Origin of the sequence: Streptomyces sp. ATexAB-D23 (assembly GCF_000373645.1) — a bacterium.
Classification (GTDB): domain Bacteria; phylum Actinomycetota; class Actinomycetes; order Streptomycetales; family Streptomycetaceae; genus Streptomyces; species Streptomyces castrisilvae.
Genome location: NZ_KB892021.1, coordinates 65474 through 78269, shown reverse-complemented (window position 1 = coordinate 78269; position 12796 = coordinate 65474). Strand labels below are relative to the sequence as shown.

The 12796-nt window shown below is 72.1% G+C and carries 9 protein-coding genes; 3 read left to right on the top strand and 6 right to left on the bottom strand.

What is annotated here, in order from left to right:
• Positions 1-9: 9 nt before the first annotated feature.
• The 5 genes from B082_RS0119650 to B082_RS0119630 all read right to left on the bottom strand — a co-directional run bounded on the left by B082_RS0119650 (position 10) and on the right by B082_RS0119630 (position 5437).
• Positions 10-612, bottom strand: coding sequence for a TetR/AcrR family transcriptional regulator (locus tag B082_RS0119650; RefSeq protein WP_018553526.1), 603 nt, complete (start codon positions 610-612; stop codon positions 10-12).
• 257 nt (positions 613-869) lie between these two features.
• On the bottom strand, positions 870-1745 hold the full coding sequence (locus tag B082_RS0119645) for an ABC transporter permease (RefSeq protein ID WP_018553525.1): 876 nt from the start codon (positions 1743-1745) through the stop codon (positions 870-872).
• 16 nt (positions 1746-1761) lie between these two features.
• Complete coding sequence (locus B082_RS0119640) at positions 1762-2805, bottom strand: ABC transporter ATP-binding protein (protein ID WP_234018188.1); 1044 nt, start codon at positions 2803-2805, stop codon at positions 1762-1764.
• A 149-nt stretch (positions 2806-2954) separates the two neighbouring features.
• The gene (locus B082_RS0119635) at positions 2955-4208 is read right to left on the bottom strand and encodes a LolA family protein (protein WP_018553523.1); all 1254 of its coding nucleotides are present in this window, start codon (positions 4206-4208) and stop codon (positions 2955-2957) included.
• Between the two features lie 218 nt (positions 4209-4426).
• Positions 4427-5437, bottom strand: a complete 1011-nt coding sequence (locus B082_RS0119630) for a polyprenyl synthetase family protein (RefSeq protein ID WP_018553522.1) — start codon at positions 5435-5437, stop codon at positions 4427-4429.
• Positions 5438-5593: 156 nt separating this feature from the next.
• Between B082_RS0119630 and B082_RS0119625 the strand changes: the two genes are divergently transcribed.
• From B082_RS0119625 to fahA, 3 genes are all read left to right on the top strand, one after another.
• A complete protein-coding gene (locus B082_RS0119625; RefSeq protein WP_026249966.1) occupies positions 5594-7093 on the top strand; it encodes a peptide MFS transporter in 1500 nt (499 codons plus the stop codon).
• Between the two features lie 9 nt (positions 7094-7102).
• Positions 7103-9097, top strand: coding sequence for a CocE/NonD family hydrolase (locus B082_RS0119620; protein WP_018553520.1), 1995 nt, complete (start codon positions 7103-7105; stop codon positions 9095-9097).
• Between the two features lie 115 nt (positions 9098-9212).
• Complete coding sequence (gene fahA, locus B082_RS0119615; protein WP_018553519.1) at positions 9213-10448, top strand: fumarylacetoacetase; 1236 nt, start codon at positions 9213-9215, stop codon at positions 10446-10448.
• A 144-nt stretch (positions 10449-10592) separates the two neighbouring features.
• Here the strand turns inward: fahA and recQ are convergent, their stop codons facing one another.
• A complete protein-coding gene (recQ, locus tag B082_RS0119610) occupies positions 10593-12740 on the bottom strand; it encodes a DNA helicase RecQ (protein ID WP_420707688.1) in 2148 nt (715 codons plus the stop codon).
• Positions 12741-12796 lie beyond the last annotated feature (56 nt).

The window sequence follows — 12796 nt, the reverse complement described above, 5'->3', positions numbered from 1 at the left end:
CCCGCCCCGTCAGCCCTCCGCCGCCCCCAGCGACCGCAGTACGTGGTCGACCAGCTTCGCCACCGCCGCCTCGTCCTGCATCGGCTTGCGCAGCACGTGGCGGTAGTACACCGGGCCGTACAGCATCTCCACCGCGAGGCGCAGGTCCGCGTCCGGGGGGATCTGGCCCTGGGTCTGGGCGCCGCGCAGGCGGTCGACCGCCTCCTGGAAGCGGGGTTCGATCAGCTGGGTGCGTACCGTTTCGGCCAGCTCGTCGTCGTGGTGGACCTCGGAGAGTATCCCCGCGTACGCCGGGCCGAAGGGGGGTACGGCGAGGACGGCGACCGCACCCGAGATGTGGGTACGCAGGTCCTCGACGATGTCCCCGGTGTCGGTGAACGGGGTCGCCGTCACCAGCATCTCCGTGAACGCTTCGAGCAGCACCGCGCTCTTCGACGGCCACCAGCGGTAGATCGTCTTCTTGCTGACACCCGCCCGCGCCGCGATCGCCTCGATCGTGACCCGGCCGTAGCCCCTCTCCGTGCACAGGTCCAGGGCGGCGTCCAGGGTCGCTCTGCGTGAGCTCTCGCTCCGGCGCAGTGAGCTGGGCGATGAACTCGGCGATGTGTTCATTCGGTGAGCATAGGTCTGTTCGAGCCAATCCTTGTTGACAGTCCGTCGCCCGAAGTCGAACAATGCTCAAGCGGAAACGGAACGTACCGTGTCGGCTCGTTCCCTCACTTTTCGCACCGTTCGTGCCGTTCGTGCCGCGACGAGCCGATCGGGGGACGGCTCGCCGGCCGACGGTACGGCCGCCGTTCCCGTATCAGGCCGTTCCCGTATCAGGCCGTTCCCGTATCAGGCTGTTCCCGTATCAGGCTGTTCCCGTCTCACGCGGTGATGTCCTTCGCCGTGAAGCGTGCCCAGGCCGCCGAGCCGAACACCGCCGCGTACAACGCCTGGAGCTCCAGGTTCTTCAGCACCTCGTCCCAGTAGACGGGTTCGCGCAGCAGGTCCGCGAAGGACAGCCAGTAGTGCGGGAAGAGATAGGGGTGGACCCCGCTCAGCTGGGGAATGGTGTCCACGATCTGTACGGTGATGAGCAGCCCGACCGTCGCCGCCATGGCCGCGATCCCGCTGTTGGTGAGCGTCGAGACGAAGAGGCCGAGCGCCGCGAAACCGGTCAGGGACGCGGCGACGAACACCGCGACGAGCCCCGCCCGTGCCAGGCCCTCGCCGAAGCCGATCGTCGTTCCCGAGATCGTCGTGACCTCGCCCAGCGGGAACAGCAGCGCGCCGACCGCCAGCGCTGACGCGGCCACGACGAGCGTCGCGACCAGGCAGAAGCCCAGTGTGGCGGCGTACTTGGCGAGGAGCAGCCGCGTCCGGCCGGCCGGGGCGACCAGCAGGTAGCGCAGTGTGCCCGCGTTGGCCTCGCCCGCCACGGCGTCGCCCGCGATGACGCCGACCGCCATGGGCAGGAAGACGGGCAGGGTCGCGGCTAGGGAGGCGAAGACCAGGAAGAGGCCGTTGTTGGTCACCTGGGACAGGAACGCCGGGCCGCCCTCCCCGCCGCCCGGACCGGCCGACGAGCCGTCGGCCGTCTCGATGCGCACCGCGATCCCGATCAGTACGGGGACGGCGGCCAGTACCCCGAGCAGGGCGAGCGTGCGCCAGCGGCGCAGGGTGGTGGTCAGCTCGGAGCGGAGGATGCCGAACGTCCACAGGAGGTTGCGTCCCGCGTCCACGGTTTCAGCCCGCGACATTTCAGCCTGCGACATTTCAGCCCGCGACATCGAATCCCTCTCCCGTCAGAGCCACGAACGCGTCCTCCAGCGACGCCCGTTCGACGCCGAACGCGCGCACCCGGACGCCTTCCCGCACCAATGCCGCCGTGAGGTCGGCGAGTTCGGCCGTGGCCGGCGGGGCCTCGGCGCGTACCCGGTCGCCGTCCAGCGTGATGCCGGTGAGCCCGTGCTCCTTCAGTACGCGGGCGGCGTCGGCCGGGTCCGGGGTGGTGACCGCGAGACGGCCGCCGGTGCCCGCGGCGAGGCCGGTGACGGGGCCCTGGGTGAGGAGCCGGCCCCGGGCCATCACCGCGGCGTGCGTGCAGACCTGCTCGATCTCGTCCAGGAGGTGCGAGGAGAGGAATACGGTCGTGCCGTCCGCCGCCAGTTCGCGGACCAGGGCCCGGATCTCGCGCATGCCCTGCGGGTCCAGGCCGTTGGTCGGCTCGTCCAGGACGAGGAGCCTGCGGGGTCTGAGCAGGGCGGCGGCCAGGCCCAGGCGCTGCTTCATGCCCAGCGAGTAGGCGCGGGCCTTCTTGCCGGCCGCCGGGGCGAGCCCGACCCGTTCCAGGGCGTCGCCGACGCGGGCGGTGCGGGTACGCGGGTCGGCGGTGGGGTCGGCCCGGTCGTAGCGCACGAGGTTGTCCCGGCCGCTCAGGAACCCGTACAGCGCGGGGCCCTCGATCAGCGCGCCGACCTGCGGGAGCACCGTGCGCGACGCGTCCGGCATGGGACGGCCGAGGACGCTCGCGGTGCCGGATGTCGGGGCGATCAGGCCCATGAGCATGCGGATGGTGGTGGTCTTGCCCGAGCCGTTGGGCCCGAGGAAGCCGAAGACGCTGCCGGCGGGAACGGTGAGGTCGAGCCCGTCCACGGCGAGCTGACCGTCCCGGAAGCGCTTGGTCAGCCCCCGCGTCTCGATCACGGCCGGCTCGGGCACCCGTGGCTCCGTGCCGGGCGCCTCGGACGCGGCCGGCTCGGGCACCCGTGGCTCCGCGGTGGGCGCCTCGGTCTCGGGCTCTGCGCCGGGCCCTGTCATGTGTGCTCCCCCTCGGTCGCGGTGCGGACGGCGGCGGCGGTCACGGTCTCTCGGGCACGGGCCCCGCCTCGTACGGGCGATGGTCGCCCATCGCGCCCGCCCCGCCGCGCAGGGCGCGCACGGCGGGGCGGGTGAGGTACGGCGTGGTGTCAGCCCGCGTTGTTCGCGGCCTCGACCAGCGCGTCCTTGGTGACCGCGCCCACGTAGACCCGGCCGTCGTCCGTCATCAGGGCGTTCACCAGGCGGGTCTTGAAGACCGTGCCCGAGCCGAACTTGCCGGTGACCTTGTCGCCGAGCGCGTCCATGAACTGCTGGGCCTCGGCCGGCAGCTCGTCGGACGCCTCGGAGGGAAGGGCCGCGCCGCCGGGGGTCTTGATCTCGGCGATGCTGTTCCAGCCCTCGCCGATCACGTTGAGCCCCTCGAAGGCGCCCAGGTCGCCCTTGGCCTCCTCGATCGCCTTGTGGGCCTCCTTCTCGTGGCCCGCGGCCCGCTCCGCCTCGTCGGCCTCGGTGACCTTCGCGCCCTTGGGCGGGGTGAAGGTGAACGAGGAGGCGGCGGGCTTCGCGAAGTCCACCGAGGTGAACCCGGCGTCGACCGCCGCCTTGCCGCCGCTGCTGGGCTGGAGCGTGAACTTGAGCGGGACGCCGTTCTCCGCGTCCACGGCGACGGTGATGGAGCCGATCGTGGAGCCGCTCTGCTCGGGCTTGAGGACCAGGCGGTACGCGTCGCGTCCGGCGACCCGGGCGGTGCCGTCGACCGTGACGGACGTGTTGCCGTCGGCGGCCTTCAGCGCCTGCTCGGCCAGGGCCTTCGGGGTGGTGGGCATGCCGTCGGGGAGGGCCTGGTCCTCGCCCCGGGCGGACTTGTCGTGGGCGGACTCGCCCTGCTTGCCCTCGGCGTCGGCGTGGTACGCCTCGTTGGACGCGCTGTCGTACGCCCAGACCTCGTCGCCGTTGTGGATCAGGCTGTACTCGGACGCCTTGTCCAGGATGGCGAGGCGCTGCTTGTCGGGGCCGTCCACGGCGACCCGCAGGGTGTGCGTGCCGGAGACCAGCTCGGTGAGCTTGGCCTGCGGGTCGGCGCCGGAGCCGTCCTTGCCGCCCGTGTCCGGGATCAGGGAGCCGGCCAGGCCGCCCAGGGACGGGATGCCGAGGTCCGTGCTGATCTTCACCGTGCCGGAGAGCTGCTGCGTGTCCGACGCGGCGATCTTCTCGATGAGTTCCTGGGCGGTGATCTTCGGCAGATCGGGGTCGCCCGAGCTGGCGAGCGCCGGGACCAGGCCGATCGTCGCGGCCGCCACCCCCGCCACCGCTACGGGGACGATGTAGCGCGCCGCCTTGCGGCGGCCGGCGCTCCCCCGAGCGGCCGTGCCGTTGGTCTCCGCGCTGTCGTTCGGTGCCATGTGTGCCCTACCTCCGTGGTCGGCGGCTTCCGTCGGGATGCACTCGTCCACTCCGTGCCGCCATTCTCACCCGTTTTGGTCAGGAGTGGTTGTTCTCCATCTGACCAAATCGGGCGGCCACAGGCGTCAACCCCCGGGAGCAACTGCGCGTACCTCTTCGGTATGACCCCGGGGCGCCATTTCTCCGCCGACCAGTAGGGGTTGGGCCAGGGGCCCGATCAGCCCGCGCGGTGGACCACCGCGTCGCACATCTCTTCGAGCGCGAGCTTGGCGTAGCACTCGGGCAGCGGCTTCAGCGTTGCCCGCGCCTCCTGGGCGTACCGGACGGTGTCGCGCCGGGCCTGGGCGAGTGCCGGGTGGGCGCGCAGCAGGCGCAGCGCCTCGGCGAGCGTGTCCGGGTCGCCGAGGTCGCCGTCGAGCAGTTCGACCAGGGCCAGATCGTCCGGCTTGCCGTCGGCCTCGGCCTGCGCCCTGAGGTGGAGGACGGGGAGGGTCGGGATGCCCTCCAGCAGGTCCGTGCCGGGGGTCTTGCCGGACTCGTGGGAGTCGGACGCGATGTCGAGGACGTCGTCGGCGAGCTGGAAGGCCACGCCGAGCCGTTCACCGTACTGGGTGAGGATGTCGGTCGTGGGCTCGCCCGCACCGGACATCATCGCGCCGAACCGGCAGGCGACGGCGATCAGCGAGCCGGTCTTGCCGCGCATCACTTCGAGGTAGTGCTCGACGGGGTCGCGGCCGTCGCGCGGTCCTGCCGTCTCCAGGATCTGGCCGGTGACCAGGCGCTCGAACGCCTCCGCCTGGATGCGGACGGCCTCCGGGCCGAGGTCGGCCAGGATGTGCGACGCGCGCGCGAAGAGGAAGTCGCCGGTCAGCACGGCGACCGAGTTGCCCCAGCGGGAATTGGCGCTGGGGACCCCGCGCCGCACATCGGCCTCGTCCATGACGTCGTCGTGGTACAGCGTCGCGAGGTGGGTCAGCTCCACGACCACGGCGGCGGGCACCACGCCCGGGGCCTCGGAGTCCCCGAACTGGGCGGCCAGCATCGCCAGCAGCGGCCGGAACCTCTTGCCGCCCGCCCGCACCAGGTGCTGGGCGGCTTCCGTGATGAAGGGCACGTCGCTCTTGGTGGCATCGAGCAGGCCCGACTCGACAGCAGCCAAACCGGCCTGGACACCGGCCTCAAGAGCCTGGTCCCGCACGCTCAGTCCGAACGGCCCGACGACGGTCACGAGGGGATCTCCTGTCTGCTGACGATCACACGGAATGTCGATGTGTCGTTGTCATCACTCAAGTCAGCGTATCCGGTCCCCTTTGGATCACCGTGGGCGCCTTCCCGCCACCGCCGGTATGTTCGGGATCAGCTCATACGATCAGGAGTTGCCGCTTTGTCCCACGCAGCCGCAGAGACCGAACCGGAGCAGCCGCCCCCGGCTGACGACCATGCCTTTTTCGGCCAGCCCCGGGGTCTGATGACCCTGTCCGGCCTGGAGGTGTGGGAGCGGTTCTCGTTCCTCGGCATGCAGGCGATCCTGGTCCTCTATTTCGCGGACACGGTCGCGCACGGCGGCATGGGCATGGAGCCCGGGACCGCCGCCTCCGTCTCAGCCGCGTACGGCACGCTCGTCTATCTGGTGTCGGTGGCCGGGGGCTGGCTCGCCGACCGCATCCTCGGCTCGTACCGGGCCGTCCTGTACGGCGGCATCCTCATCGCCTGCGGGCACTACGCCATGGCGGTGCCCACGGATGCCATGACCTGGGTGGGCCTCGGCCTGATCAGTGCCGGTACGGGGCTGCTCAAGCCCAATGTGGCCACGATGGTCGGCAAGCTCTACCGGACCGAGGACGAGCGCCGGGACGCGGGCTTCGCCCTCTACTACATGGGCATCAACATCGGCGCGTTCCTCGGCCCGCTGATCACCGGCTGGCTGGGTGACCACGCGAGCTGGCACTGGGGCTTCTCGGCCGCCGCGTTCGGCATGACGCTCGGCCTCATCCAGTACGTGGCGGGCCGACGTCACCTGGCCGGGCGAAAGCACGCCGCCGAATACGCGCTGGCCCCCGCACCCATGCGCCGCGCGGTCCTGCTCATCGTCGGCGGGGCCGTGGTGGTCGCCGCGGCGGCCACCGGGCTGGCCCTGGCCGGCTGGCTGACCATGGACCGGTTCGTGGACGTGCTCACCCTCATCTCGGTGATCGCCCCGGTCGTCTACTTCGTGGTGATGTTCCGCAGCCCCCGCGTCACCGCCGAGGAACGCGGCAGGCTGCGCCCGTACGTGGTGCTGTTCCTGGCCTCCGTCGTCTTCAACTTCATCCTCTTCCAGGCGTACTCGACCATGATGCTGCTCGCGTCGACCAACGCCCGTACGGAGGTCTTCGGCTTCCACTTCCCGGCCAGCTGGTACGCATCGGCGCTCGGCGCCTTCGAGGTGGCGCTCGCCCCGGTGGTCGCGGCCGTCTGGGCGAAGATGGGGCCTCGCCAGCCGCACGCGTCCAACAAGATCGCCATCGGGGTGGTCCTCGGCGGCCTCTCGTTCCTGCTGATGGTCCTGCCCACCTCCGGCCACTCGGGCGACACGTACAAGATGGCCGCCTGGTGGATCGTCGGCTCCTACCTGCTGCTCGGGCTCGGCGACATCCTGCTGGAGACCTCCGGGATGTCCGCGACCACCAAGCTCGCCCCCAGGGCGTTCTCCAGCCAGACCATGGCGCTCTGGTTCCTCTCACTGGCCCTCGCCAACGGCATCCAGGCCCAGATCGTGAAGCTGTACGGCGAGGTGTCCAACCCCGCCTACTTCGGTGTCAATGGCGCTGTCGCGGTGGCGGCCGGTGTGGCCGTCATCGCCGCCGCCCCCTGGCTCAAGCGCACCATGCACCCCGTCCACTGAGGTACGCCCATGCACATCCAGACCGCGTTCCCGTACGAGACGACCCGCGAGGACCTCTACATCCCGCTGCCGGACAGCACCGAGCTGTACGCCCGGATCTGGCGGCCGGTCACGGACGAACCCGTCCCCGCGCTCCTGGAGTACCTGCCCTACCGGCTGAGCGACTGGACCGCGCCGCGCGACTGGCAGCGCCACCCCTGGTACGCGGGCCACGGCTACGCCTCGGTCCGGGTCGACGTGCGCGGCCACGGCAACAGCGAGGGCATGCCGGGGGACGAGTACGACGCGCAGGAGCTGGCCGACGGGGTCGCCGTCATCCACTGGCTGGCCCAGCAGGAGTGGTGCTCGGGCCGGGTCGGCATGTTCGGGATCTCCTGGGGCGGCTTCAACTCGCTCCAGATCGCCGCGCTCGCCCCGGAGCCGCTGAAGGCGATCGTCACGGTGTGCTCGGCCGACGACCGCTACGACAACGACGTCCACTACATGGGCGGCTCGGTCCTCGCCGTGGACATGCACGCCTGGGCGGCGACCATGCTGGCCTTCGTCTGCCGGCCGCCGGACCCGGCGGACGTCGGCGACGACTGGCGCCGGATGTGGCTGGACCGGCTGGAGGCCGTCGACCCCTTCATCCACACCTGGCTCTCGCACCAGACCCGCGACGCCTACTGGAAGCACGGCAGCGTCTGCGAGGACTACTCCGCGATCAAGGCCAGTGTCCTGGCGGTCGGCGGCTGGCACGACCCGTACCGCGACACCGTCCTCAGGCTCGTCGAGCACCTGGACCCGGCGAAGGTGCGCGGGATCATCGGCCCCTGGTCGCACCAGTACCCCGACCGGGGGCTGCCGCCGGGACCCGCGATCGGCTTCCTCCAGGAGACGCTGCGCTGGTGGGACCAGCACCTGAAGGACGAGGACACCGGCGTCATGGCGGAGCCGCTGCTGCGGTCCTGGATCAGCGAGTCGCACCGGCCCGCCACGGTCTACGAGACGCTGCCCGGCCGCTGGGTCGGGGAGACCAGCTGGCCGTCGCAGGACGTCACCCCGGTGGCGTACGCCCTCCAGGGCGGGCCGCAGATCGTCCACTCGCCGCAGCAGACCGGGCTCGACGCGGGCCGGTTCTTCCCCTTCGGCAACGACGCCGACCTGCCGCCGGACCAGCGGGACGAGGACGCCAAGTCGCTCTGCTTCGAATTCCCGGTCGCCGACGCGCCGATCGAGATCCTGGGCCGTCCCCGGGTGAAGCTGCGCATCCGGATGGACGTACCGCGCGGCCAGGCCATCGCCCGGCTCTGCGACGTCGCCCCCGACGGCTCCTCCACCCTCGTCACGCGCGGCGCCCTCAACCTCGCCGCCCGCAACGGCCGCGACCGCACCGACGACTGGCCGGCCGGGGCCACCGAGGACGTCACCTTCGAACTGAACGGCATCGGCCACACCTTCCCGCCCGGCCACCGCATCAGACTCGCCCTCTCCTCCTCGTACTGGCCGTGGATCTGGCCGCAGGCCGGCTCGGCCGGTTTCACCCTGGAGGCCGACGACAGCCTGGTGGAGCTGCCGGTGCGGCGGCACACCGAGGACCCGGCGATCCGCTTCGAGGAGCCCGAACAGTCCGAGCCGCTCGGCGTCGTCTTCCCCGAAACTCTCGACCCGCCACGCCCCGAACGGCTGATCGTCCGCGATGTCGCCAAGGGCCAGTGGCGGATGGAGGTCGACCCGCGCTACGGCGGCACGCGCGTCTACCCCGACGGGCTGGAGTTCACCGAGGAAGCGGTGGAGACGTACACGATCCAGGAGGCCGACCCGCTCTCCGCGCGCACCCGGTCCGACTGGACGATCCGGCTGCACCGGCCGGAGATGGCGTGGGACGTGCAGATCGACACCCGCTCGGAGATCACCGCCGACGCGGACGACTTCCACACCGTCAACGAGGTCGTCTGCACCGAGGGCGGCGAGGTCGTCTTCCACCGGACCTGGGAGAAGAGCATCCCCAGAACCGCAGGTTAGGGCGGGCGGGCAGCCGCACTTTCCGAGGCATCGGGGAGGGCTGGGGCACTGCCGCCGGGTGGTGTGCCCGACGTAACGTGTCTCCCAAGCGACCTGGAAAGCGAGGCAGCAACAGATGCCCGAGCAGAGCAGCCCGCTCGATCTGGCCGAGGGCGATCCCTTCGGCCCGCACAACCTGCCCTACGGCGTGTTCTCCACCCCCGACCGGGCCGGGGAGCGACGCGTCGGTGTCCGCATCGGCGACCACGTCCTGGACGCCGGGGCCGCCGCGCTCGCCCTCGGTTCGCCGTACGCCCAACTGCTGGCCCAGCCGGACCTGACGGCCCTGCTCGCGGCCGGCCGCACCGCCTGGCGCGATGTGCGCCGCGCGCTGACCGCCTGGGTGACGGTCCCCGCCCACCGCGCCGACATAGAGCCGCTCCTGCATCCCCTGGACACGGTGACCATGCACCTGCCGTACCGGGTCGCGGACTACGTGGACTTCTACGCCAGCGAGCACCACGCCACCAACGTCGGCCGGATCTTCCGCCCCGACGGCGACGCGCTCACCCCCAACTGGAAGCACCTGCCGATCGGTTACCACGGCCGGGCCGGCACCGTCGTCGTCTCCGGCACGGACGTGGTGCGCCCGGCGGGCCAGCGCAAGGCCCCCGCCGACCCGGCGCCCGTCTTCGGCCCGTCCGTCAAGCTCGACATCGAGGCCGAGGTCGGCTTCGTCGTCGGCACCCCGTCCGAGCACGGCAGGCCCGTGCCGCTGGCCGACTTCCGCGAGCACGTCTTCGGCCTGTCCCTGCTCAACGACTGGTCGGCGCGCGACATCCAGGCCTGGGAGTACGTCCCGCTCGGCCCCTTCCTCGGCAAGTCCTTCGCCACCTCCGTCTCGGCGTGGGTGACCCCGCTGGAGGCCCTGGACGCCGCCCGGACCGCCCCGCCCGCCCGCGACTTCCCGCTGCTGCCCTACCTGGACGACGCCGAGGAGGACGAGCCCGGCGGCTACGACCTGCGGCTCTCCGTCGCGATCAACGGCCAGGTCGTCGCGGAGCCCCCGTTCTCCACGATGTACTGGACGGCCGCCCAGCAGCTCGCGCAGATGACGGTCAACGGCGCCTCGCTGCGCACCGGCGACCTCTACGGCTCCGGCACCATCAGCGGCGCCGAACCGGCCCAGCGCGGCTCCCTGCTCGAACTCACCTGGAACGGCCGCGACCCGCTGGAGCTGCCCGAGGGCAAGCGGACGTTCCTGGAGGACGGCGACACGGTGACCATCACCGCCTGGGCCCCCGGCCCGGACGGCACCCGCGTCGGCCTCGGCGAGGTCACCGGCCGCATCACCCCGACGGCCCGACCCTGACGGCCTGACCCCGACGGCCCGGCCGCGCCCCGGGCGGGGCGGGGCGGGGCGCGTCGGGGCCGGAGCGTTTCCGGGCCCGACGCGGACGGGGCGGGGGCGGTCAGCGGGGCGTGAGGCGCTGCCCGCACGGGGAGGCCGCCGGGCTCACTCCCACTCCGGCGGCTCCTCGTCCCAGCCGAACTCGGAGTCGTCGGCGGGGGCGGGGGCCGGAGCGGTCGCCCTGACGGAGGCGCGGGACGGCGCCGGGGCACGGGACGGCGCCGGGGCGGGCACCCGGGCCGGGGCTGCGGGGGTCTGGGTCGCGGAGGCCGGGGGCGCGGAGGCCGGGGGTGCGGAGGCCGGGGTCGCGGCCTCCGGGGCCTCGGTCTCCGCCGGGGCCTCGGTCTCCACCGGGGCCGGCAGTTCGGCCAGCACCTCCAGCACGCCCTCCCCGTACGTCGCGAGCTTCTTCTCGCCCAGGCCGCTGATCCCGCCCAGCTCGCCGAGCGTCGCCGGGCGGACCGTCGCGATCTCGCGCAGGGTCGCGTCGTGGAAGATCACATACGCCGGGAGGCCCAGCTCCTTGGCCTGGGCGGCGCGCCAGGCGCGCAGGGCCTCGAAGACCTGGACGGCGGTCTCGGGGAGGTCGGCGGCCACGGCCGCCTTGCCCTTGCGCTCGCCCCGCGACGACGAGCGGGAGGCCGTCGGCTTCTTCGGCTCCTTGCGCAGCTGCACCTCGCGCTCCCGGCCGAGGACGGCTCCGCTCTCCTCGGTCAGGACCAGCGTGCCGTACTCGCCCTCGACGGCCAGCAGGCCCTGGGCGAGGAGCTGGCGCACGACGCCGCGCCACTCCGCCTCGGCCAGCTCGTCGCCGATGCCGAAGACCGAGAGCTGGTCATGGTCGAACTGGATGACCTTGGCCGTGCGGCGGCCGAGCAGGATGTCGATGATCTGGCCGGCGCCGAACTTCTGCCCGCGCTCCCGCTTCAGCCGTACGACCGTGGACAGCAGCTTCTGCGAGACCACCGTGCCGTCCCAGGTCTCGGGCGGGGTCAGGCACGTATCGCAGTTGCCGCAGGAGGCGGCGGCGGGCTCCTGGCCGAAGTAGGTGAGCAGCTGGGCGCGGCGGCACTGGGCGGTCTCGCACAGGGCCAGCATGGAGTCCAGGTGGGAGGCGGCCCGGCGGCGGAAGGACTCGTCGCCCTCGCCGCCCTGGATGAGCTTGCGCTGCTGGACGACGTCCTGGAGGCCGTACGCCATCCAGGCCGTGGACGGGGCTCCGTCGCGGCCCGCCCGGCCGGTCTCCTGGTAGTAGCCCTCGACGGACTTCGGCAGGTCCAGGTGGGCGACGAAGCGGACGTCCGGCTTGTCGATGCCCATGCCGAAGGCGATCGTCGCGACGACGACGAGGCCCTCCTCGCGCAGGAAGCGGGACTGGTGGACCGCGCGGGTCCCCGCGTCGAGCCCCGCGTGGTACGGGACGGCCTCGATGCCGTTGCGGCAGAGGTACTCGGCGGTCTTCTCCGTGGAGGCGCGGGAGAGGCAGTAGACGATGCCCGCGTCCCCGGCGTGCTCCTCCTTGAGGAAGGAGAGCAGCTGCTTCTTCGGGTCGGCCTTGCCCACGATGCGGTACTGGATGTTGGGCCGGTCGAAGCTGGCCACGAAGTGCCTGGCGTCGGGCATGCCCAGGCGCTGGGTGATCTCGCGGTGCGTGGCATCGGTCGCGGTGGCCGTCAGGGCGATGCGCGGCACGTCGGGCCAGCGCTCGCCGAGCACCGACAGGGCGAGGTAGTCGGGGCGGAAGTCGTGGCCCCACTGGGCGACGCAGTGCGCCTCGTCAATGGCGAAGACGGAGACCTCGCCCCGGGAGAGCAGGGCCAGCGTGGCGTCCAGCCGCAGCCGCTCCGGGGCCAGGTAGAGCAGGTCCAGCTCACCGGCGACGAACTGGGCCTCCATCGAGCGGCGCTCGTCGAAGTCCTGCGTGGAGTTGATGAAGCCGGCCCGCACACCGAGCGCGCGCAGGGCGTCCACCTGGTCCTGCATGAGGGCGATCAGCGGGGAGATCACGATGCCGGTGCCCCGCCTGACCAGGGCCGGGATCTGGTAGCAGAGGGACTTGCCGCCACCGGTCGGCATGAGCACGACGGCGTCCCCGCCGGCCACCACATGGTCGACGACCGCTTCCTGCTCGCCGCGGAACGCCTCGTACCCGAAGACGCGGTGCAGGGTCCGCCGCGCCTCGCTCTCGGTCGCCCCGGCGGCCCCGCCCGTGGTCACATCCGTGGTCATGCCCGTCACGCCCGTCCCGCTCATCGCTCTGTCCCCCGTACCGGTCCCGCTGCGTCCCAGCGCTCTCCCCTGCCACGATA